Source organism: Paucibacter sp. M5-1 (assembly GCF_027498415.2).
Lineage (GTDB): Bacteria > Pseudomonadota > Gammaproteobacteria > Burkholderiales > Burkholderiaceae_C > Roseateles_E.
On sequence record NZ_JAPZLM020000001.1, the window covers coordinates 1,977,241 to 1,998,978 of the forward strand.

Genomic DNA, 21,738 nt, shown 5'->3' on the forward strand with positions numbered 1-21,738 from the left:
TGGCCTAGGGTTGCCACTGGGGCGCCCGCCTGCGGGCGGATGCCGGCTGGCCGCCCGGCCCCTCACGCCCGAGCCCATGTACCAATACACCGACTTCGACCGCCAGTTCGTCCGCGCCCGCGCCGCGCAGTTCCGCGACCAGCTGGAGCGCAACCTCGCCGGCAGCCTGTCCGACGACGAGTTCCGTCCGCTGCGCCTGCAAAACGGCTGGTATGTGCAGCGCCATGCGCCGATGCTGCGCGTGGCCGTGCCTTACGGCGTGCTGTCCGCCAAGCAGCTGCGCCAGCTGGCCCATATCGCGCGCACGCATGACCGCGGCTACGGCCATTTCACGACGCGCCAGAACCTGCAGTACAACTGGATCCCGCTGGTCCAGTCGGCCGATGTGATGGACCTGCTGGCCGATGTGGACATGCACGGCATCCAGACCAGCGGCAACTGCATCCGCAATATCACCAGCGACGGCATGGCCGGCGTCGCGGCCGACGAGATCGTCGACCCGCGCCCCTATGCCGAGGTGCTGCGCCAGTGGAGCACCCTGCATCCCGAGTTCGCCTTCCTGCCGCGCAAGTTCAAGATCGCGATCTCGGGCGCTCTGGAAGACCGCGCCGCGATCGCCTGGCACGACATCGGCCTGCAGCTGAAGAAGAACGAGGCCGGCGAGGTCGGCTTCCAGGTGCTGGTCGGCGGCGGCATGGGCCGCACGCCCATCATCGGCCAGGTCATCAACGAGTTCCTGCCCTGGCAGCAGATCCTGGTCTATATCGAGGCCATCGTGCGGGTCTACAACCGCTACGGGCGCCGCGACAATATGTACAAGGCCCGCATCAAGATCCTGGTCAAGGCCGAGGGTCAGGCCTTTTTCGATGCGGTCAACAAGGAGTTCCAGGAGATCCTGGCGCTGGACGAGGGCGGCCGCGAGCACATCATTCCGCAGTCCGAGCTGGACCGTGTCGCAGCCAGTTTCGTCGTGCCGGCCGGTGTCGCCGCCGCGCCCGCCCTCGACATCTTCCAGGGTGTGCCGGCCAAGAGCGCCTACCAGCGCTGGCTGGAGCGCAATGTCCACGCCCACAAGCTCGCCGGCTATCGCGGCGTGACCCTGTCGCTGAAGCGCCTGGGCATCCCGCCGGGTGACGCGACCGATGCGCAGATGGAGGCCGCGGCCGATCTGGCCGACCGGTTCAGCCACGGCGAGCTGCGCGTGACCCATGACCAGAACCTGTTGCTGCCCTGGGTGCTCGAAAGCGACCTGCCGGCGCTGTTCGAGGCCGCCAAGGCCAATGGCTTCGCGACGCCCAATATCGGCCTGCTGACCGACATGATCGCCTGCCCCGGCGGCGATTTCTGCGCGCTGGCCAATGCCCGCTCCATCCCGGTGGCCGAGGCCATCACCGAGCGCTTCCAGGATCTGGACGAGCTCTACGACATCGGCGACATCGACCTGCACATCAGCGGTTGCATCAACAGCTGCGGCCACCACCACAGCGGCCATATCGGCATCCTCGGCGTCGACAAGGACGGCAGCGAGTGGTATCAGATCACCCTGGCCGGCTCCGACGGTTCGACCATCTCCGGTGGCGCCCAGGTGGGCAAGGTGATCGGCCCTTCCTTCGCGGCCGACGAGGTGCCCGATGTGATCGAGTCCGTCGTGCAGACCTATCGCGCGCAGCGCCAGGCCGGCGAGCGCTTCATCGACACGGTGCGCCGTGTCGGCATCGAGCCCTTCAAGGCCCCTGCCAACGCCCAGCGCACGCTGACCGCCGCCGCTCACTGAGAACGATGACCATGAAGTTTGTTGACCACCACCCCCAGGAGCCCTGGCACCGCGTCGTCGGCGAGGACGGCCCCAAGCCCGATCCCGATCCGGCGCCCCACCTGCTGCTGACGCTGGAGCAATGGCATGCCGTGCGCGATCACTGGCCGGCCGGCCTGCCGACCGCCGTCGAAGTGCCCAATGACCATGCGATCGAGGACCTGGCCGGCGATCTGCCGCGCCTGGCGATGATCGTCTTGAAGTTCCCGAAGTGGGTGGACGGCCGTGCCTACAGCCAGGCTCATCTGCTGCGCTCGCGCTACCGCTACGCCGGCGAAGTGCGCGCCTGCGGCGAGGTGCTGGTCGATATGCTGCCGCTGCTGGCACGCACCGGTTTCGACGCCGTGCAGCTGCGTGCCGGTGAGAGCGTCGAGGCGGCCAAGCGCGCGCTGAGCTTCTTCCCGGCCCACTACCAAGGCGCCCTGCAAGAAGGCCAGGCCGTCACCAAGCCGGCCTTCGCCAGGACCTGATCATGAGCGGCGAAGTCTCTTCCCTGTTCCCGGCGGCCAGTGCCTCGGCCATTGCCCTCTATGCCCGCGAGACGGCAGGCTTCGAGGAACGCCTGGCCAGGACGGTCGCATTGCTGAAGCAGGCCCATGCCGACCACGGCGACGGCCTGATCCAGTCGACCAGCCTGGGCGCCGAGGACATGGTGATCACCGACCTGATCGCCCGCCATGCGCTGCCGATCTGCATCGCAACGCTGAACACCGGCAAGCTGCACGACGAGACCCTGGCGCTGATCCCGGCCATCGAGCATCGCTATGCACTGAAGGTCGAGGTCTTCAGCCCGGTGCAGGAGGCGGTGATCCACTTCGTCAAGAGCAATGGCGAGCGCGCGATGTACGAGAGCCTGGCGCTGCGCAAGGCCTGCTGCGGCATCCGCAAGCTGGAGCCGCTGGGCCGCATGCTGGCGGGCCGTAGCGCCTGGATCACCGGCCTGCGCCGCGAGCAGAGTAGCAACCGCGCCGAGGTGCCTTTCTCCGAGCCGGATGGCCAGGGCCGCACCAAGCTCAATGTGCTGGCCGAATGGAGCTGGGCCGACGTGTGGCACTACATCGCCAGCCACGATGTGCCCTTCAACGCGCTGCACGACCAGTTCATGCCCAGCATCGGCTGTGCGCCCTGCACCCGAGCGATCTCGGTCGGAGAGGACTTCCGCTCGGGGCGCTGGTGGTGGGAGGATGAGAACGCCAAAGAGTGCGGCTTGCACAAAGCCCATAGCAATGAAGAACTGAAGTCAGGAGCCCAGGCATGAATGCCCCGATCACTCTGCAACAGCTGGCCGCCACGGTGGACCAGCGCCACCTCGATCATCTGGAAGAAGAAGCCATCTTCATCCTGCGCGAGGTGGCGGCCGCCTTCGAGCGCCCCGCCCTGCTGTTCTCGGGCGGCAAGGACTCCTGCGTTGTGCTGCGCCTGGCCGAGAAGGCCTTCAAGCAACGCGTGGCAGGCAACGAGTTCAAGGGCAAGCTGCCCTTCCCGCTGGTCCATGTGGACACCGGCCACAACTTCCCCGAGGTGATAGCGTTCCGCGACCGCCGCGCTGCCGAGATGGGCGAGCGCCTGATCGTCGCGCACATGGACGAGTCGATCAAAAGGGGCACGGTGCGCCTGGCCCACCCGCTGGAATCGCGCAACGGCCACCAGACCGTGACCCTGCTGGAAGCGATCGAGGAGCACCGCTTCGATGTGCTGATCGGCGGCGCCCGCCGCGACGAGGAGAAGGCCCGCGCCAAGGAGCGCATCTTCAGCCACCGCGACAGCTTCGGCCAATGGCAGCCCAAGGAACAGCGCCCCGAGCTGTGGAGCCTGTTCAACACCCGCATCCGCCCCGGCGAGCACTTCCGCGCCTTCCCGATCAGCAACTGGACCGAGCTGGATGTGTGGCTCTACCTGGCGCGCGAGAACATCCCGCTGCCCAGCCTCTACTACGCGCACCCGCGCCAGGTGATACGCCGCAAGGGCCTCTTGGTACCGCTGACCGAGGTGACGCCGCCCGAGGCCGGCGAGCAGGTCGAGACGGCCACCGTGCGTTTTCGCACCGTCGGCGACATGACCTGCACCTGCCCGGTCGAGAGCGACGCGGCCAGCGCCACCGACATCGTGGCCGAGACCCTGACCGTCACGGTCAGCGAGCGCGGTGCGACCCGCATGGACGACCGCACATCCGAGGCCTCGATGGAGCGCCGCAAGAAGGAAGGGTATTTCTGATCATGAGCGCCGTTTTGAACCATCTGATCCACGATGCTGAAGTCGACACCCATCACCGCGCGCTGCGCTTCCTGACTGCCGGCAGCGTCGATGACGGCAAGAGCACGCTGATCGGTCGCCTGCTGTTCGACAGCCGCGCCATCCTGGCCGACCAGCTCGACACCTTGGAAAAACGCGCCGCCGGCCAACCGATCGATCTGAGCTTGCTGACCGACGGCCTGGAAGCCGAGCGCGAGCAAGGCATCACGATCGATGTGGCCTACCGCTACTTCGCGACCAAGACACGCAAGTTCATCATTGCCGACGCGCCCGGTCATGAGCAGTACACCCGCAATATGGTCACGGCCGCCGCTGGCTCGGACGCCGCCGTCGTGCTGGTCGACATCACCAAGCTCGATGTGAGCCAGGACCAGGTGCAGCTGCTGCCCCAGACCCGCCGCCACAGCCTGCTGGCCCATCTCTTGCGCGTGCCGAGCATCGTGTTCGCGATCAACAAGATCGACGCGGCCGAAGATCCGGGTGCCGCGTTCGCTGCGGTCAGCCAAGCCTTGCGGGCTTTTGCCGCCCAGGCCGGCATCGAAGTCACGGCCATCGTGCCGGTCTCGGCGCTGCGCGGAGACAACGTGACCCAGCCGCTGGACGCCGCCTGGTATGACGGCCCCTCGCTCTTGCAGGTGCTCGAAGGCCTGCCGGCAGCGCAAGAGAAGGTCGAGGGCCAGCTCCTGATCCCCGTCCAGTACGTAGCCAAGGAGGGCGAGGGCACCGGGCACCAGCCGCGCACCCTGTGGGGCCGCATCGCCCACGGCCAGGTCAAAGCTGGCGACACCGTGCAGATCCTGCCCAGCGGCGAGACGGCGGTCGTGGCGGAGGTGCGTCGCGCCGGCGAAACCGTGGCCCACAGCGTGGCCGGCGAGTCGGCCGGCGTCGTGCTGGACCGCCAGCTGGACGTCAGCCGCGGCGACTGGATCGTCACGCCGGGCTCGGCCAAGCCCGTGCAGAGTTTCGAGGCAACTCTTGCTTGGCTGGACACCGAGCCGGCGCAGATCGGCCGCAAGTACTGGGTGCGCCATGGCAACCGCTGGGTCCAGGCCCGCATCAGTGCGATCGAACACAAGCTCGATGTCAACAGCCTGGCCGAGACCGAAGCCCATGAGCTGGCGGTCAACGAGATCGGCCATGTGCGCATCGAGGTGCAGCAGGCCCTGCCGGTCGAGCCCTATGCCAGCAACCGCGTTGGCGGCGCGCTGATCGTGGTCGACCCGACGAGCAACCGCACCAGCGGCGCGCTGCTGGTGCGCTGATCATGAGCCAGGGCCGCGTCATCTTCGTCAGCGCCGGACCAGGGGCAGCCGACCTGATCACCTTGCGCGGCGCGCGCGCGCTGGCACAGGCCGATGTCGTGCTGTTCGACGCACTGACCGACCCGGCGCTGCGCGAACTGGCACCGCAGGCCCGGTGGCTGGACGTGGGCAAGCGCGGCTTCACCAACAGCACGGCGCAGACGGCGATCAACGCGCTGCTGGTCAAGCAGGCGCGCAGCCACGCGGTGGTCGTGCGTTTGAAGGGCGGCGACGCCAGCATCTTCGGTCGGCTGGAGGAAGAGCTGCAGGCCCTGGCCGAGGCGGGCATTGCGAGCGAAGTCGTGCCCGGCGTCACCGCAGCGCTCGCCGCCGCCGCCCACACCCAGCGCCCGCTGACCCGGCGCGGCCAGGGCCGCAGCGTCAGCCTGACGACCGCGATGACGCAGGAGGGCGATCTGCGCGCGCTCCGGTCGGCCGACACCGAGGTCTTCTATATGGCCGGGCGCCAGCTCGCCGCGCTGTCGCGCAAACTGGTCGAGGCCGGCTGGCCGGCCGACACGCCGACCAGCGTGGTCTCGCGCGCCGGCTGCGTCGACGCGCTGGCCAGCGAGCACCCGGTGTCAGGTCTTGCGGCCGCCGCCTTGCTGCACAAGGGCCGGCCGACCGTCGTCACCGTGGGCGCCGGCGCCCGGGCGGTGGTGAAAACCTTGCCCAAAGCCCCTGAGCTTGAGCGGCCACAAAGCCGGGCCAAGACCCTCAGTGATTAAAATCCGCCTCTTGCCACCGCCGGGCCGTCCAGGCCCGACCGGCACCAGGCCCTCAAAAACCCGAGTTTTCCCATGACACACGTCGTTACCGAAGCCTGCATCCGCTGCAAATACACCGATTGCGTGGATGTCTGCCCCGTCGATTGCTTCCGCGAAGGCCCGAACTTCCTGACCATCGACCCCGATGAGTGCATCGACTGCGCCGTGTGCATCCCGGAGTGCCCGGTCAATGCCATCCTGCCGGAAGAAGATGTGCCGGGCAATCAGCAGCACATGATCAAGATCAACGCCGATCTGGCCAAGAACTGGCCCAGCATCACCAAGCGCAAGCCGGCCCTGCCCGATGCCGATGACTGGAAAGATCGCACGGACAAGCTGTCCGAGCTGATTCGCTAAGCCCTTTGAGCCCGCACGCCGCCGTGACGACAGCGCTGCCCGTGATCGAGACCGATGCCGTCATCGTCGGTGCCGGCCCGGTGGGCCTGTTCCAGGTCTTCGAGCTGGGTCTGCTGGAGATCAAGGCCCACATCATTGACTCGCTGGCCTATCCCGGCGGCCAGTGCATCGAGCTCTATCCCGACAAGCCCATCTATGACATCCCGGCCGTGCCGGTGTGCACCGGCAAGGAGCTGACCGACAGCCTGCTCAAGCAGATCGAGCCCTTCGGTGCGAGCTTCCATCTGGGCCAGGAGGTCACGGTGGTGCAGAAGCAGGACGACGGCCGCTTCTTCGTCGCGACCGCCAAGGGCACGCAGTTCCTGAGCAAGACCCTCTTCATCGCCGGCGGCGTCGGCAGCTTCCAGCCGCGCACCTTGAAGGTCGAGGGCGCCGAGGCCTTCGAGGGCTCACAGCTGCATTACCGCGTGCGCGGCCCGGAGCAGTTTGCAGGCAAGAACCTGCTGGTGGTCGGCGGCGGTGATTCGGCGCTGGACTGGGCGCTGAACTTCTGCGCCGGCAATGCCGACGGCAACCCGCACAAGGCCGAGAGCGTGATCCTCTTGCACCGGCGGGACGGCTTCAAGGCCGCGCCGGCCAGCGTCGCCAAGATGCGCGCGCTGTGCGAGGCGCAGGAGATGCAGTTCCTGGTCGGCCAGGTGAGCGGCCTGGTCGAGGAAGGCGGCGCGCTGACCGGCGCCCGGGTCACCGGCGCCGACGGCGTCACCCGCATCGTGCCCTGCGACCAGGTGCTGGCCTTCTTCGGCCTGAGCCCCAAGCTCGGCCCGATCGCCGAATGGGGCCTGGCGCTGGAGCGCAAGCAGATCGTCGTCGACACCGAGAAGTTCGAGACCAGCGTGCCGGGCATCTTCGCGGTCGGCGATGTCAACACCTATCCGGGCAAGAAGAAGCTGATCCTGTCGGGCTTCCACGAGGCCGCGCTGGCCGCCTTCGGCGCCGCGCCCTATGTCTTCCCCGACAAGCGCATCCATCTGCAGTACACGACCACCAGCCCGAAGCTGCACAAGGTGCTGGGGGTCGAATCCCCCGTGTTCGACTGAGAACGCGGCGCCGCTACAATCCGGCCACGCTTCACGGCTTTGCTGTGGAGCTCTTCGCTAGGGGTGTTGGCTCACCAGATGAGCCGACTGAGAAAGTCCCTTTGAACCTGATTGAGGTAATCCTCGCGCAGGGAAGCAAGCAAGAGCCGCCGTCGACCACCATTCCTTTCTCCTGCCGACGTGCGCGTTCCTGTGACGCCGACCTGCCATCGCTTGCAGTCCCGATGGCACATCAACACCTGACCCTCCTGGCCGCCGCGCTGCTGTGCAGCACGCTGGCCCATGCCCAACAAGCCTCCAACGCCCTGCCCGCCGTCTCGGTCAGCGGCCGCTCGGCCGACACACCCGTCAGCGTCGGCGGCTTTGGCGACACGCCCATCGCCAAGCTGCCGATCCAGGCCACCTTGCTGGGCAGCGAGCGCATGCTGGACCTGGGCCTGAGTTCGCTGGCCGGCATCACAGCGCTGGACGCCAGCATCGGCGACGCCTACAACTCGCAGGGCTATGTCTCCTATCTGAAGATCCGCGGCTTCGACCTCGACAACCGCTTCAACTACCGCCGCGATGGGCTGCCCATCAATGCCGAGACCGCGCTGAGCCTGGCCAACAAGAGCAGCATCGAGGTGCTCAAGGGCAGCTCGGGCATCCAGGCCGGCACCAGCGCGCCCGGCGGGCTGGTGAACCTGGTCGTCAAGCGGCCCACCGCCGCGCCGCTGAGCAGCCTGCTGCTGAGCGTCAGCGAGCGCGGCACGGTCGAGGCCGGTGTCGACCTGAGCCGCCGCTTCGGCGAGGCCCAGGTCTTCGGCTTGCGCCTCAATGCCAGCGCCGCCGAGTTGCGTCCGCAACTGCGCGACGCCAAGGGCGAGCGCCAGGCTGTTGCGCTGGCCGGCGACTGGCGTCTGGCACCCGACACGCTGCTGGAGGCCGAGTTCGAATGGAATCGGCAGAGCCAGCCCAGCCAGGCGGGCTTCAGCCTGCTCGGCGAGCGCCTGCCCGATGCGAAGTCCATAGACCCACGCATCAATCTGAACAACCAGGCCTGGAGCCAGCCGGTGGTGTTCGACAACCACCATGCGTCGCTGCGGCTGCAGCAGCACCTGAACGCGGACTGGAAAGCGCAGGCGCATCTGGGGCTGCAGCGGCTGACAACCGATGACCGACTGGCCTATGCATCGGGCAAATACGACCCGCTGACTTACGCCTGCGCGCCCTGCGACCGCTATGCCGAGGACGGCAGCTTCTCGGTATGGGACTTCCGCAGCGAGAACGAGCGCCGCGACAGCGACGCGCTGGATCTGTCGCTGGCAGGCCGGTTCATTGCCGCCGGCCTGCGCCATGAGCTGAGCACCGGGCTGCTGTTGAGCCGCTTCGAGAGCCGCTTCCAACGCCAGGCCTACAACCTCGTCGGCGTCGGCACGATAGACGGCAAGACCGAGGTCGGCGCCGATCCCAGCCTGACCGACGAAAACACCAACCGCGACGAGCGCAGCCGCGAGTTCTATCTGCGCGACTCGATCCAGCTCGGCGCCCAGTGGCAGGCCTGGCTGGGTCTGCGCCACACCCGGCTGACGCGTGACAGCGTGCGCACCGATGGCTCGCGCCCCACCCACTACAGCCAGAGCTTCACCACGCCCTGGCTGGGTCTGAGCTATGCGCTTTCCAGCCAGCACGTGGTCTATGCCAGCTGGGGTGAAGGCGTCGAATCGGAGGTCACGCCCAACCGCAGCCGCTACACCAATGCCGGCCAGGCCCTGCCGGCGCTGAAGAGCGAACAGTTCGAGATCGGTTTCAAGGCCGGCAGCAACACGGTGGATTGGGGCATCAATGTCTTCGACACCCAGCGCCCGGCCTGGCGCGATGTCGGTACCTGCGACGACAACGACAACAGCTGCACGCGCGTCGCCGATGGAGAAGCCCGCCATCGCGGCGTCGAGGCGCAAGCCGACCTGAAATGGCGCGGCGGCGGCCTGCTGGCCAGCGCGATGAAGCTGCGCGCACGCCGCCAGGGCAGCGCCGACCCCAGCCTCAACGGCCTGAAGCCGGCCAATGTGGCCGAGCGCTCGCTGAAGCTGCAGGCGCGGCAGAACATCGGCCTGCCCGGTCTGCAGTTGCAAGCCGGCCTGGTGTATGAAGGGGCGCGCGCCGTGTTGCCCGACAACAGCCTCAGCATCCCCAGCTGGACCCGTCTGGATCTGGGGGCGCGCTACGAGCACAGCCTGGGCAATCAGCTGCTGATCTGGCGAGTCGGCGTCGACAACGCCAGCAATCGCCGGGCCTGGAAGGAGTCCCCCTTCCAGTACGGCCATGTGTACTTGTACCCACTCGCGCCCCGCACTTGGCGCGCAAGTTTGGAACTCAGCTTGTAAAGCCAAAAAAATCCGGTCTATAATGCAAGGCTCTGTTCCTCGATAGCTCAGTCGGTAGAGCGCCGGACTGTTAATCCGTAGGTCCCTGGTTCGAGCCCAGGTCGAGGAGCCAGAATTTCAGTGGCAGTGGTACGGATCCGCTGCCGCAAACAAGAAGTAAAAAACATACCGAACAATTCCTCGATAGCTCAGTCGGTAGAGCGCCGGACTGTTAATCCGTAGGTCCCTGGTTCGAGCCCAGGTCGAGGAGCCAAATATTGAAGCCCTGCATGTGAAAGCGTGTGGGGCTTTTTTCTTGCCCAGTCACTCGCCGCCATGAAGCCCCTCATCCAACTCTTCTTCAGAACCCTGCGCACCCTGCTTGGCCCGGTCATGCTGCTCAAGGAACGCCTGTCCCGCCCGGCGGCCTTGCAGCGCCCCGCCGAGCAACAGGCCGAGGTCGATCGGCAGTGCGACAACCTGGCGCTCTATCAGTTCACGACCTGCCCCTTCTGCATCAAGGTCCGCCAGGAAATGCATCGCCTGGCCCTGCCTATCCAGCGCATGGACGCCCAGCATGAAGCCCAGCATCGCACCGCCCTGCAGCAAGGCTCGGGGGCAAGCAAAGTGCCCTGCCTGAAGATCACCGACGACGCCAGCGGCACCGTGCAATGGCTGAGCGAATCGGGCGCCATCATTGCCTATCTGCGCGGGCGCTTTGCGGCATGAGCGGTAGCAGATGAGCATGAGCACTCTCGAGCATCTGCGCTCCGGCGCCCTTGCCGGCGCGCGCCGGCTGACGCTGCGCGAGGGCCTCAGCGAATTTCCCCGCGAGATCTTTGAGCTGGCCGAGACGCTGGAGGTGCTCGATCTGTCAGGCAATGAGTTGGCCAGCCTGCCGGACGATCTGCCCCGACTGCAGCGCCTGCGCATCATCTTCTGCTCGAACAACCGCTTCACCACGCTGCCCGCCGTACTGGGCCGCTGCGCCCAGCTGGAGATGGTGGGCTTCAAGGCGAACCGGATCCGCCAGGTGCCGGCCGAGGCCCTGCCCGTGCGGCTGCGCTGGCTGATCCTGACCGACAACGAGATCGAGGCCCTGCCCGTCGCGATCGGCCGCTGCGGACGGCTGCAGAAACTGGCGCTGGCGGGCAATCGGCTGCGCGCGCTGCCGGCCGACATGGCCGCCTGCACCGGGCTCGAACTGCTGCGCATCTCGGCCAACCGGCTGGCGGCCTTGCCCGACTGGCTGCTGACACTGCCCAGGCTCAGCTGGCTGGCCTATGCGGGCAATCCGTTTTGCGAGGTCCTGGAAGAGGCCACCTTGGCGCAGGCACCGCTGGCCACGATACCCTGGCGCGAGCTGCGCCTGCACGAGCAGCTCGGCGAGGGCGCCTCGGGCGTGATCCATCGTGCCGAGCGAGTGGGCTGCGGCACGCCGCTTGCCGTCAAGATCTTCAAGGGCGAGGTCACCAGCGACGGTCTGCCGCGCAGCGAGATGGCGGCGGCGATGCTGGCCGGCGAGCATCCGAATCTGATTCCGCTGCTGGGTCGTGTCAGCGGCCATCCGACCCAGGCCCAGGGCCTGGTGATGCAGCTGATCCCGCCCGAATTCCGCAGCCTGGCCCAGCCGCCCAGCCTGGACTCCTGCACCCGCGACATCTACCCGGACGGCAGCCGTTTCGAGCTCGGCAGCGCGCTGGCGCTGGCCCGGGGCATCGCCTCGGCGGCGCGCCAGTTGCACCAGCGCGGCGTCAGCCACGGCGATCTGTACGGCCACAACATCCTGCACGACGGCCGGGGTCAGGCCTTGCTGGGCGACTTCGGCGCGGCCTCGCTGTTCGACCCCGACGACACGCCGATGGCCCTCGCCTTGCAAAGACTGGAAGTGCGCGCCTTCGGCTGCCTGCTCGAAGAGTTGCTGGCGCACATCGAGCCGGCGAGCCGAGACCGACTCGACAAGCTGGAGGCCCTGCGACAGGCCTGCCTGAGCGAGGTGGCGACAGACCGACCACTGTTCGTCGACATCGAGCAGGCACTGCGCTGAGGCTGCATCACGTGGCCGGCAAGCCCTTCACACATGCCTGGCCAGTATCTTCGCCAGTTCGGGGCGGCGCTTCTCGGCAGCGGCCTGCCACAGCCGGAGTTCGGCATCGGGGTAGTTCCGGGAGGCGGCCAGCCAGAGCGTGACATCGGCGAGCACCGCGCCCTCGCGGATCTGGCTGCGCGCGATGCCGGCCTCCTTCAGCGCGGCATACACCGAACAATCGGCCGTCAGCACGGCCGGCAGACGCTCGTGCATCAGCATGCGGATCGCGACCTCATTGCTCGCCAGGTGCTTGATGCGCTGGAAGCCCGCCGAGCGATAGGTTTCCTCCAGGCCCGGGGCGTTGAGAATGCCGATCTCCAGCGCTCTGGCGCTCTCGATCGAGGCGATGTCGTGCCCGCTGCTGCTGCGCGCGAACAGCATCAGCCGCACCGGAATCAGTGGCACCACCCAGCGCAGCAGATGCTCTCGCGAGGGCAGGCGGGCCGGAGGAATGATCAGGGCCGGACCCTGGGACGCCAGCTCCCGAAACGCCCGCACCAGCGGAGCAACAACGGGATCGAGCGTGAAGGGCAGATCCCTGGCGATCTCGCTGACCATCTCATAGGCCACGCCGGCCGGCGCACCGTCGGCGCCCCGATGGGAATAAGGCGCGGTATTGCCGACGAAGATCGCCCGGCTATCGGCCGCCTTGCCGGGGGCAGCGGCCTTGGCCGGGCCCGCAAGCAACAGGGCCGAGGACAGGAATTGGCGGCGCTCCACGGCAAGCTCCTGATGCTCATGACTCGGTGGGTCAGGCCCCGATTCTGTCTCATCCCCCTTCCAGATGTGGCGCCATCAAGGCGGAAAACCACTCGACGAAAGCGAGCAGGCGGCGCGAGCGCTGGCGCCGGTGCGGGTAGAGCAAGGAGACCGGCATGGCCGGCGCCCGATGCGCCGGCATCAGCTCGACCAGCTCGCCCCGGTCGAGCAATTGCTGCACATCAAAACGCGGGATCTGTATCAGCCCCATGCCGGCCCGGCAGGCGGCGATATAGCTCTCGGCATTGTTGACGATGACACGGCTGGGCGGCGCCAGCAGCTGCAGGCCCTGTGCAGCGTCCAGAACCTCCCAGGGCAGCTCCCGGCCGCTGGTCGGCGAGGCATAGCCCACCGCCCAGTGCCCGCCCGTCATCAGGTCTTCAGGCGTCTGCGGCTGGCCGTGTTCGCGCAGATAGGCCGCGCTGGCACAGTTGACCAAGGCAACACGGCCCAGCGGCCGCGCCACCAGACTGCTGTCATGCAGCGCCCCGACACGCACAGCGCAGTCCACGCCCTCCTGGACCAGGTCGATGGCGCGGTCGGTCGAGCCCAGCATCAGCTGCAGCCGGGGATAGCGCCGCAGCAGGCTCGGCAGCGCGGGGGCGATCAGGCGCCGGGCGATGCGGCTGGGCACATCGATCCGCAGCAGGCCGCCGACCTGGCGCTGGCTGCTCTGGAAAAGCTGCTCGACCTCCTCGGCCTCGGCCAGCAAGGGACGCAGGCGTTCGAGCAGCTGCGTGCCGTCGGTCGTCAGGTGGACCTGCCGCGTCGTGCGGTTCAGCAGGCGGGCACCGACCTTCTCTTCCAACTGCTGGACGGCGGCCGACACGGTGGCGCGGGGCAGATCGAGCGCATGGGCCGCCTTGATGAAGCTGCCCATCTCGGCCACCTGCACAAAGACGCGGTACTGATCGAGCTTGTCCATGCCCGCATTTGACCCTGAGAAGCCGGCCGGGGCCCCTCCCTTTGCTACTTGGTCGTGTAGCCGCCGTTGATCAGCAGGGTCTGGCCGGTGATCCACCAGCCCTCGGACACCAGGAAGCGGATGAAGGGCACGACATCCTCGATATCGGTCAGGCCGGTCTTGGAGAACTTGGAGAGGGCCGCGGCGGTCTTGTGATAGGCGACCGCATCCGCGCCTTCGGCCGGGTAGAAGAAGGGCGTGTCCATCGGGCCGGGGCCGACGGCCGTCACCGAAATGCCGCGCTCGCCGAACTCCTTGGAGGCCGCGCGGGTGAAATGCTCGACCGGCGCCTTCAGGCCTTCATAAGCCGAGTAGAACGGGGTGTAGGCGCCCAGCAGCGAGGTGACGATGGTGCAGACCTTGCCGTTGTCATTCAGTTGCCGGCCGGCTTCCTTCAGGAAGAAAAAGGCCGTCTTGGCGTTGACGGCGCTCATCTCGTCGTACTCGGCCTCGGACACCTCGGCCATGGCCTTCTTCAGCACCTTGCCGACCGTGTTGATCGCGATGTCGGGGCGACCCAGCGCCGCGCTCGCATCGGCGAAGAGCTGCTCCACCGCCTGGGCGCGGGTCAGGTCGGCCTGGAAAGCCACCGCCTTGGCGCCCAGCGCCTCGACGGCCGCCACGGTCTGCTCGGCCTCGGCCCGGCTGGCGGCGCTGTTGTAATGGATCGCGACCGCCTTCGCGCCGTGGCCGGCGAGGTCGCGCGCAATCAGGCCGCCAAGATTCTTGGCGCCGCCGGCGATGAGAACGGTCTTGCCCTTGATGGAATGGTCTGCCATGAGGATCTCCTGGGTGGTGGCGTCGAAGGACAGCGCAGTCTAGGCAGCGCTGCCGCGAAGATCAGCCCAGCTGCTCTGGATGGACTATCCAGAAAACGCGACCAATGCGGCCGCACGGTGCAGGCGCGGGCCGATCGGTAGCCGCAGCAGCGACAATCCCGCCCATGACGTCCCCCGCCGCCACCGATCCCGACCCCATGCCCCAGCCGCCGGTGCCGCCCGACCTCGATGCCTGCTGCGGCAATGGCTGCGAGCCCTGCATCTTCGACCTGCATGACCTGGCGATGGACCAGTACCGGCAGGCCATGCGGGCCTGGCGGGCGCGGCAGGAAGAGCCGGGCAAAGCCTGAAACCGGGAGCCCGGGCATGCCGATCTCCGATTCCGTACTGAGCAGGCTGCAGGCGCAGGGCGCGCCGCGGTCGCACATCGAGCGCCTGAACGGCCTGACCGCCCTGGCCGAGGGCGACTCCCGTTGGCTGGCCATCGTCCTGGTCGGCTCCTATGCCAAAGGCTGTGGCGACCGGGTGTCGGACCTGGACCTGGTGGCCATAGCCGCCCCGGGGCAAGGCGCCGCGGTGCTCCAGGCCGCCCATCAGTGGCTCGGCCGCTCGGAAGTCCTGAACCAGTTCGGCGGCAGGCATGCCAGCGGCGGCGCGTTTCACAAGCTGGTTTATCTGGACTTCTCCAGCGTCGAGTGCCATGTCTTCGAGCCCGGCACGACATTCCGGCTGAAGCGCCCCTATCTGTCGGTCTGGGACCCGCAGAACCTGCTGGCGGCCTACTTTGCCGACGGCGAGCCGATTCGCCCCGAAGACTTCGCCGCCTACGAGTACGGCGACGAGGGGCTGATCTGGGAACTGGTCGATTGCATCAAATGGCTGTCCCGAGGACGCAGCGCGCTGGCGAAGACCCATATCGAGAAGCTGGCCGCCGAACTCGGCAAGGAGCGCCGCGCAACAACTGAAACCACAGCGTCGCCACAGGCGAAGCCGCGCTGATACCGCATCAGCTCAGAGTTCGGTTCACCGCCAAACTCCGAGACCTCCGATGCCCTCCTTCAGTTCACGATGCACCCTCGCGCTGGCCGCCACGCTCGCCGGACTGGCAAGTGCAGCCGCCGCCGAGATCAAGGCCGATGACGCCCAGCTGGCCCGGCTGGCCGTGTGCGCCGACTCCTGGTACGAATGGAATCAACAGGAGCCGCAGCGCATGCGCGGCTTCGCCCAGGCCTTCCAGGCGCGCTTCACCCAGGTGCCCAAGGAGCCAGCCTTCGACCCGAAGGCGCCGCTGACGGTGCTGGGGCTGCCGGTGCTGCAGGCCTTCCCGGGCAGCGTCGGCATGGGCCTGGGCTTCTCGCTGAGCGTACGCGCCGGCTTTGCCGAGGCGCGCCAGGCGATGGAGAAGCAGCTGGGCCGGGCCATGCAGTGCGAGCGCAGCGACGGCGCGATGGCCTGCGAGCTCAAGCTCGGCGAGAAGAAGACCGCGATGCTGATCGCACCGCTGCAAGCCAACGACCGCCAGCCGACACTGCTGGGCTGCTACTACTTCTACCAGCCCTGAACAGGCCGCCCGCTCAGGGCGGCGCGTTGATCGTGCTGATCGCGAGTTTCGGGGGCTTGCCCGCCGCGGTGAACCAGACCCGGCCGTCGCCCAGCATCACGCCCTGCCAGTTCGAGAACAGGCCGTCGACGCGAGCCTCGGCAATGGTCTTCTTCAGCTCAGGCCCGAACACCGCCTCGTAATGCGGCAGCAGCTCCTCGGCCTTCTTCAATCGCAAGACCTTCTTGCCGTCCCAGACCCGGCAGGGGCAGGCGAACAGCGCCGCGACGGCGGGACGCTCGTCGCGCTGCACCGCGCCCTGCAACGCCGACAGCAGCTGCCGCACCTCGGGCTCGCTGGTGCCAGCGACGGCGAAAGCCTCATTGCTCTGGGCCCAGCCCCATGAGGGCAGCAAGGCCAGCAGCATCAGTGCTATTTTCTTGTGCATCATCGCTGCGGCCTGCTCATCAAGGCGCCAGACGCACCGTGATCGTCGCGCCGGGCTGGCGATCCAGCGTCGTGACAAAGCGCTGACCGTCCAGCTCATAGGTGACCTGGTAGCGCTGCACCTCGACCTGCTCGTAATGGACCACCGGGTCGCAGCGCTCCTTGACCACCACATGGTCGCGCGCCTGGGCGGCGTTCTGTGCCACCCCCATGCCCACCGCCGCCCCGATACCGGTGGCAGCGGCCCGGCCGTGGCCATGACCGAAGCCGCTGCCGATCAGGCCGCCGATGATGGCGCCGGCCACTGAGGGGCCCAGCGTGTCGCGATGGTGGGTCACGACCTCGACATCGCGACACTGTTCCACATTGCGCGGCCGCATCTCCTGCGACAGTATCGGCACCACCTGCACCACCTTGGCATCGATGGTGGGGCGCGGCTGAGCCACGACCAGGGCCGGCAACAGGGCCAGCAGAGACAGCTTGTTCATGATCTTCTCCATGGCATGGGCTGAAAATGCCGGTCGAGTATAGGCAAGCAAGACCACGGCCGGCCAGCAACACCCGTACCTCCTCCCAATAGGGGACAGCGCCACCGACTCGACTGCCCTTGCTTCTAAGAGCCTCAGGGCCGCGCCAGCGCCTCGACGGGGTCAAGTCTTGCCGCGCTGCGTGCCGGCAGGAAGCCGAAGACCACGCCGATCAGGGTCGAGACCGCGAAGGCGCCGATGATGGCGCTGCTGGAGAACACCATGCGGAAATCCTTGACGAAGTGATCGAACAGCGCGCCGGTGCCCAGCGCCAGCGCCACGCCCATCGCGCCGCCGAGCACGCAGACCAGCACCGCCTCGATCAGGAACTGGCGCAGGATGTCGCCCTGGCGTGCGCCCACCGCCATGCGCACGCCGATCTCCTGGGTGCGCTCGGTCACCGAGACCAGCATGATGTTCATCACGCCGATGCCGCCCACCAGCAGCGAGATCAAGGCAATCGACGAGATCAGCAGCGTGATGGTCTGCGTGGTCTGCTCGATGGTCTGGCGGATGCTGTCGGTATTCATCAGGAAGAAGTCTTCCTTGCCGTGACGCTGAGCGAGCAGCCGGGTGATGCCCTGCTCGGCCACGGTGCTGGCCACCGCGTCGCTGACCCGCACCGTGATGCTGCGCAGATAGTCCTGGCCGGTCATGCGGCTCATCGCGGTGGTGTAGGGCAGCCAGACATTGAGCGCGTCGGCGTTGCCGAAGGCGCTGCTCTTCTTCTCGGTGACGCCGACGATGCGCAGCGGCACGCTGCCCAGCAGGATCACCTCGCCCAGCGCCGGCTCGCCATTGGGGAACAAGGTCTTGCGCGTGTTGTCGTCGATCACCGCCTCCTGGGCCTGCAGGCGCACCGCGTCCGCATCGAAGGCCTGGCCGGCCGCGAAGCTGTAGCCGCGCACGCGGAAGAACTGCTCGCCGACCCCGCTGATGCTGGCCGAGACATCGACATTGCGGTAGCGCAGGCCGGCGCTGACGCTGACGGTCGGCGTCACGCTGTCCACATAGCCGAGCTGGGCCAGCGCCTGCGCGTCGCCCGAGCGCAGCGTGCGGATCGCGCCGGCGCGCCGGTCGCCGAAGCCGCTGCCGGGCATGATGTCTATGGTGTTGGTGCCCATCGCGCTGATGTCGGACAGGATGCGCTGGCGCGAGCCCTCGCCCAGCGCCACCACCGACACCACCGAGGCGATGCCGATGATGATGCCCAGCATCGTCAACAGCGTGCGCAGCCGGTGGTTGACCATCGCACGCAAGGCCATGCGCGTGGCCTCGCCGATGCGGCCGACCAGGGCGCCCAGGGCGCTGCCTGGCTTGGCCAGCGCCTCGCGCTGCAAGCGCGCCGGCGCTGGCGCGTCTGATTTGCGCCGGTCGGCGACGATCTCGCCGTCGCTGATCTCGATGACGCGCTGCGCATGGGCGGCCACCTGGGCATCGTGGGTCACCAGGATGATGGTGTGGCCGTCGGCATGCAGCTCCTCCAGGATCTTCATGACCTCCTGGCCGCTGGCCCGGTCCAGCGCACCGGTGGGCTCGTCGGCCAGGATCACGTCGCCGCCATTCATCAGCGCCCGAGCGATCGACACCCGCTGCTGCTGGCCGCCCGAGAGCTGGCCGGGCCGGTGCTGGGTGCGCTCGGCCAGGCCCAGCCGGGCCAGCAGGCGCTGGGCGCGCTCGTGGCGCTGCGCCGCGGCGGTGCCGGCATAGATGGACGGGATCTCGACATTGCCGACCGCGCTGAGATCGCCCAGCAGCTGGTAGCGCTGGAAGATGAAGCCGAAATGCTCGCGGCGCAACCGCGCCAGCGCATCGGGCGCCATTTCGCCGGTCTCCTGGCCGGCCACCTTGTAGCTGCCGCGGGTCGGCCGGTCCAGGCAGCCGAGGATATTCATCAAGGTGGACTTGCCCGAGCCCGAGGGCCCCATGATGGCCACCATCTCGCCGGCCTGGATCTCTAGATCGACATTGCGCAGCACCGCGACGACGCCCTCCCCAGCCGGGAATTCACGCGTCAGGCCGCGCACCTCCAGAAGCGCTGTGCTCATGCTCAGAACATCCGCACGCCGCGCGAGCGCGGCATCGCCGAGGCGCCGGCCGCACCGGCCTCGCTGGTGATGACCTGTTCGCCGGCCTTCAGCCCGTCCAGCACCTGGGCCTGCACACGGTTGTTCAGGCCGATGCGCACGGTCTTCTCGACAATCTTGCCCTCGCCCTCCAGCACCTTCACGCGGTAGCTGCCGTCGCGCTCACGCTTTCCCAGCGCTGCGCTGGGCAGGGTCAGGACTTGCTGGGCCCGGGCCAGCACGATGGTGGTCTGGGCCGTCATATTGATGCGCAGCCTGCCCTCGGGGTTGGGCACGTCGAAGATGCCGTTGTAGTAGATCGCGCTCGTGGTGCTGGTAGAGGCCGAACTGGTGGCGCTGGTCTCGCTGGCCAGGGTCGTCGGCCCCGGCTCGACCGCGCGCAGCTTGACCTCGATGCGCCGGTCCGGCTCGCCCAGCAGGCTGAAGTAGACCGGCATGCCGGGCTTGACCTTGGGCACATCGGCCTCGGAGATCTGGGCCTTGACCGTCATGGTGTCCAGCCTCGCCAGCTTGATGATGGTGGGGGCCGACTGATTGGCATTGACCGTCTGACCCTGCTCGGTGACCACGGCCACAACCACGCCGTCCATCGGCGCGGTCACCCGGGTGTAGCCCAGATTGACCTTGGCCGTGTCCTCGGCGACGCGGGCCTGGGCGATCTGGGCCTGCTGGGCAGCGATCTCGGCCGTCGTGGTGCTCAGCGTGGCCTCGGCCGCCTCGAGGTCGGCGCGGGTGCCGGCATCGATGGCCACCAGCTCGCGCAGCCGCGCGGCCGCCAGCGTGGCCTGCTTCAGCGCGGCCTGGCGTGCGGCCAGCTGGGCCTGGGCGCTTTGCAGCGCGGCCTGGGCATTGCGCAGATTGTTCTGCTGGGTCAGCGCGTCGATCTCGGCGATCAGCTGGCCCTGCTTGACGGTATCGCCCAGAGCCACATGCAGGCGCTTGACCTCGCCGGTCACCTGCGCGCCGACGCTGACCAGCTTGTAGGCGCCGATGGTGCCGGTGGCCAGCACGCTGTCCTCGATATCGGCCAGGGCCACGGCGGCGGTGGCCACCTGGGGCGCGGGCGGCGGCGTGAACCAGAAATGTTTGACCGCGAAGCCGGCGGCCAGCAGCACGGCGAGCAGGACCAGCCAGCCCCAGGACTTCATCAGGTTCTTCAGCGGCATATCAACGTCTCTCATCATCATTCCAGCCACCGCCCAGCACCTTGTAGAGCGTGATGCGGTTGCTTTGTTCGGTCAGGCGCAGCGCGATCAGCGCCTGCTGCGAGGCGTAGAGCGAGCGCTGTGCGTCGAGCACCTCCAGCCGGGTCGTGCTGCCGGCGCGGAACTGCGCTTCGGCCAGGCGCAGCTGGCGCTCGGTGGCCTCGTTGAGCGAGCTCTGGGCGGCCAGGCGCTCGGCCAGGGTGGCGCGCTGGGCCAGCGCATCGGCCACCTCGCGGAAGGCGGTCTGCACCGCCTTGTCATAGCCGGCCAGCGCGATCTCGCGGTTCAGCTCGGCCACCTGCACCTGGGCGCGGCTGGCACCGCCATCGAAGATAGGCAGGGACAGTGACGGGCCGAAACTCCAGCTGCCGCTGCCCGACTTGAACAGGCCCGACAGCTCTCGGCTGGCGCTGCCGGCCGAGGCCGTCAGCGAGATGCGCGGAAAACGCTCGGCACGGGCCACGCCGATATCGGCCAGGCTGGCGCGCAATGCGTGCTCGGCCGCCAGCACATCGGGGCGGCGCTGCAGCAGGCTGGACGGCACACCGGCCGGCAGCTCGACCAGGGCGCTGACGGCGCCCAGGGCCTCGTCCGCGCGCGGCAGCAGCTCGGCCGGCACGGCCGCGCCGAGCAGCAGTTCCAGCGCGTTGCGGTCCTGCGCGATCAGCGTCGCGTAGTTGGCGATCTCGACCCGGGCCGCATCGACCGAGCTCTGCGCCTGGGCCAGCGCCAGCCCGGTGATCGCACCGAGCTCGTGCATGCGCTGGGTCAGCGCATAGCTGCGCTGGCGTGTGTCCAGGGTCTGCTGAGCCAGGCGCTGGCGCTCCAGATCGGCCGCCAGGCTCAGCCAGGCATTGGCCGTCTCGGCCACCAGGCTGATCTGCACGCTGCGGCGTGATTCGTCCGTGGCCAGATAGCTCTGCAGCGCCGCCTCGCCGAGGTTCTTGACACGGCCGAACAGGTCCAGCTCGAAGCCGGCCAGGCCGACACTGGCCGACAGGCTTGTTGCCTTGTCGGAGCGGCTGGCGCCGGCGCCGAGATTGACGCTCGGCAAGCGGGCCGCATCGCTGATACGGTACTGGGCGCGGGCCCGCTCGACATTCAGCGCCGCGACGCGCAGATCGCGGTTATGGGTCAGGGCCAAGCCCACCACCGCGCGCAGGCGCGGATCGCTGAAGAAGGCGCGCCAGCCCAGCTCGGCAGCCTCACTCGCCGCCGGTTGAGCGGCCTGGTCTGCATAAGGCACGGCGGGGTCGGGTCTTGCATAGGGCGGGGCCAGATTGGCACAGCCGGCCAGCGAAACCAGGGCCGGCAGCAGCCATCGGGGGGAGAACAAGCGCATGGGCATCGCCTTTGTGAAGACAGGGCCATGATGGCAGAGCCATGTACCGGTCCCTTGAAGCCT

The 21,738-nt window shown here is 67.9% G+C and carries 22 protein-coding genes, 2 tRNA genes and 1 riboswitch; of the genes, 16 read left to right on the forward strand and 8 right to left on the reverse strand.

The features are described 5' to 3' along the window. Positions 1 to 76 precede the first annotated feature (76 nt). The 13 genes from O5M90_RS09175 to O5M90_RS09235 all read left to right on the forward strand — a co-directional run bounded on the left by O5M90_RS09175 (position 77) and on the right by O5M90_RS09235 (position 11,983). Positions 77 to 1,774, forward strand: coding sequence for a nitrite/sulfite reductase (locus O5M90_RS09175; protein WP_269838801.1), 1,698 nt, complete (start codon positions 77 to 79; stop codon positions 1,772 to 1,774). An 11-nt stretch (positions 1,775 to 1,785) separates the two neighbouring features. Further along, the gene (locus tag O5M90_RS09180) at positions 1,786 to 2,283 is read left to right on the forward strand and encodes a DUF934 domain-containing protein (RefSeq protein WP_137940933.1); all 498 of its coding nucleotides are present in this window, start codon (positions 1,786 to 1,788) and stop codon (positions 2,281 to 2,283) included. 2 nt (positions 2,284 to 2,285) lie between these two features. Continuing rightward, the gene (locus O5M90_RS09185; RefSeq protein WP_269838800.1) at positions 2,286 to 3,071 is read left to right on the forward strand and encodes a phosphoadenylyl-sulfate reductase; all 786 of its coding nucleotides are present in this window, start codon (positions 2,286 to 2,288) and stop codon (positions 3,069 to 3,071) included. Continuing rightward, positions 3,068 to 4,027 (forward strand): sulfate adenylyltransferase subunit CysD, encoded by a 960-nt coding sequence (gene cysD, locus O5M90_RS09190; protein ID WP_440401983.1) that lies wholly within the window; start codon positions 3,068 to 3,070, stop codon positions 4,025 to 4,027. Before O5M90_RS09185 ends, cysD begins: the two co-directional genes overlap by 4 nt. A gap of 2 nt (positions 4,028 to 4,029) precedes the next feature. Next, positions 4,030 to 5,328: a sulfate adenylyltransferase subunit 1 gene (locus O5M90_RS09195; protein ID WP_269838799.1), complete on the forward strand. Its 1,299-nt coding sequence runs from the start codon at positions 4,030 to 4,032 to the stop codon at positions 5,326 to 5,328. A gap of 2 nt (positions 5,329 to 5,330) precedes the next feature. Further along, positions 5,331 to 6,095 (forward strand): uroporphyrinogen-III C-methyltransferase, encoded by a 765-nt coding sequence (cobA, locus tag O5M90_RS09200; protein ID WP_269838798.1) that lies wholly within the window; start codon positions 5,331 to 5,333, stop codon positions 6,093 to 6,095. A 72-nt stretch (positions 6,096 to 6,167) separates the two neighbouring features. Continuing rightward, complete coding sequence (gene fdxA / locus O5M90_RS09205) at positions 6,168 to 6,491, forward strand: ferredoxin FdxA (protein ID WP_137940938.1); 324 nt, start codon at positions 6,168 to 6,170, stop codon at positions 6,489 to 6,491. Positions 6,492 to 6,496: 5 nt separating this feature from the next. Next, entirely contained in the window at positions 6,497 to 7,591 is a 1,095-nt protein-coding gene (locus tag O5M90_RS09210) for an NAD(P)/FAD-dependent oxidoreductase (protein WP_269838797.1), read from the forward strand. Between the two features lie 49 nt (positions 7,592 to 7,640). Then, a riboswitch (TPP riboswitch) is annotated at positions 7,641 to 7,742 on the forward strand. A gap of 73 nt (positions 7,743 to 7,815) precedes the next feature. Further along, the gene (locus O5M90_RS09215) at positions 7,816 to 9,957 is read left to right on the forward strand and encodes a TonB-dependent siderophore receptor (RefSeq protein WP_269838796.1); all 2,142 of its coding nucleotides are present in this window, start codon (positions 7,816 to 7,818) and stop codon (positions 9,955 to 9,957) included. A 36-nt stretch (positions 9,958 to 9,993) separates the two neighbouring features. Beyond that, a tRNA-Asn gene (locus O5M90_RS09220) sits at positions 9,994 to 10,069 on the forward strand. A 65-nt stretch (positions 10,070 to 10,134) separates the two neighbouring features. Then, positions 10,135 to 10,210: transfer RNA gene (locus O5M90_RS09225), tRNA-Asn, on the forward strand. 62 nt (positions 10,211 to 10,272) lie between these two features. Continuing rightward, positions 10,273 to 10,665: a glutaredoxin family protein gene (locus tag O5M90_RS09230; RefSeq protein WP_269838795.1), complete on the forward strand. Its 393-nt coding sequence runs from the start codon at positions 10,273 to 10,275 to the stop codon at positions 10,663 to 10,665. Positions 10,666 to 10,681: 16 nt separating this feature from the next. Then, on the forward strand, positions 10,682 to 11,983 hold the full coding sequence (locus tag O5M90_RS09235) for a leucine-rich repeat-containing protein kinase family protein (RefSeq protein WP_269838794.1): 1,302 nt from the start codon (positions 10,682 to 10,684) through the stop codon (positions 11,981 to 11,983). Positions 11,984 to 12,010: 27 nt separating this feature from the next. On the opposite strand, the gene O5M90_RS09240 is transcribed toward O5M90_RS09235, so the two are convergent. From O5M90_RS09240 to O5M90_RS09250, 3 genes are read right to left on the reverse strand one after another with little or no spacing between them, the layout of a single operon-like run. Beyond that, the gene (locus O5M90_RS09240; protein WP_269838793.1) at positions 12,011 to 12,745 is read right to left on the reverse strand and encodes a substrate-binding periplasmic protein; all 735 of its coding nucleotides are present in this window, start codon (positions 12,743 to 12,745) and stop codon (positions 12,011 to 12,013) included. A gap of 49 nt (positions 12,746 to 12,794) precedes the next feature. Further along, positions 12,795 to 13,709, reverse strand: coding sequence for a LysR family transcriptional regulator (locus tag O5M90_RS09245; protein WP_269838792.1), 915 nt, complete (start codon positions 13,707 to 13,709; stop codon positions 12,795 to 12,797). A 44-nt stretch (positions 13,710 to 13,753) separates the two neighbouring features. After that, the gene (locus O5M90_RS09250) at positions 13,754 to 14,527 is read right to left on the reverse strand and encodes an SDR family oxidoreductase (protein ID WP_262969861.1); all 774 of its coding nucleotides are present in this window, start codon (positions 14,525 to 14,527) and stop codon (positions 13,754 to 13,756) included. Positions 14,528 to 14,691: 164 nt separating this feature from the next. Between O5M90_RS09250 and O5M90_RS09255 the strand changes: the two genes are divergently transcribed. Genes O5M90_RS09255 through O5M90_RS09265 form a run of 3 tightly spaced genes read left to right on the forward strand, consistent with a single transcriptional unit; the run spans position 14,692 to position 16,088 of the window. Beyond that, positions 14,692 to 14,877, forward strand: coding sequence for an oxidoreductase-like domain-containing protein (locus O5M90_RS09255; protein WP_262969862.1), 186 nt, complete (start codon positions 14,692 to 14,694; stop codon positions 14,875 to 14,877). Between the two features lie 16 nt (positions 14,878 to 14,893). Beyond that, positions 14,894 to 15,526 (forward strand): hypothetical protein, encoded by a 633-nt coding sequence (locus O5M90_RS09260; protein ID WP_269838791.1) that lies wholly within the window; start codon positions 14,894 to 14,896, stop codon positions 15,524 to 15,526. Between the two features lie 49 nt (positions 15,527 to 15,575). Then, positions 15,576 to 16,088: a hypothetical protein gene (locus O5M90_RS09265; RefSeq protein ID WP_269838790.1), complete on the forward strand. Its 513-nt coding sequence runs from the start codon at positions 15,576 to 15,578 to the stop codon at positions 16,086 to 16,088. A 13-nt stretch (positions 16,089 to 16,101) separates the two neighbouring features. Here the strand turns inward: O5M90_RS09265 and O5M90_RS09270 are convergent, their stop codons facing one another. The 5 genes from O5M90_RS09270 to O5M90_RS09290 form a co-directional block, all read right to left on the reverse strand. Continuing rightward, positions 16,102 to 16,518: a hypothetical protein gene (locus O5M90_RS09270; protein ID WP_269838789.1), complete on the reverse strand. Its 417-nt coding sequence runs from the start codon at positions 16,516 to 16,518 to the stop codon at positions 16,102 to 16,104. Positions 16,519 to 16,534: 16 nt separating this feature from the next. After that, entirely contained in the window at positions 16,535 to 17,002 is a 468-nt protein-coding gene (locus O5M90_RS09275; RefSeq protein ID WP_269838788.1) for a glycine zipper 2TM domain-containing protein, read from the reverse strand. Between the two features lie 134 nt (positions 17,003 to 17,136). Next, positions 17,137 to 19,089: a MacB family efflux pump subunit gene (locus tag O5M90_RS09280; protein ID WP_269838787.1), complete on the reverse strand. Its 1,953-nt coding sequence runs from the start codon at positions 19,087 to 19,089 to the stop codon at positions 17,137 to 17,139. Between the two features lie 2 nt (positions 19,090 to 19,091). Then, a complete protein-coding gene (locus tag O5M90_RS09285) occupies positions 19,092 to 20,309 on the reverse strand; it encodes an efflux RND transporter periplasmic adaptor subunit (protein WP_269838786.1) in 1,218 nt (405 codons plus the stop codon). After that, complete coding sequence (locus O5M90_RS09290; RefSeq protein ID WP_440401984.1) at positions 20,296 to 21,675, reverse strand: efflux transporter outer membrane subunit; 1,380 nt, start codon at positions 21,673 to 21,675, stop codon at positions 20,296 to 20,298. Before O5M90_RS09290 ends, O5M90_RS09285 begins: the two co-directional genes overlap by 14 nt. Between the last annotated feature and the right edge of the window lie 63 nt (positions 21,676 to 21,738).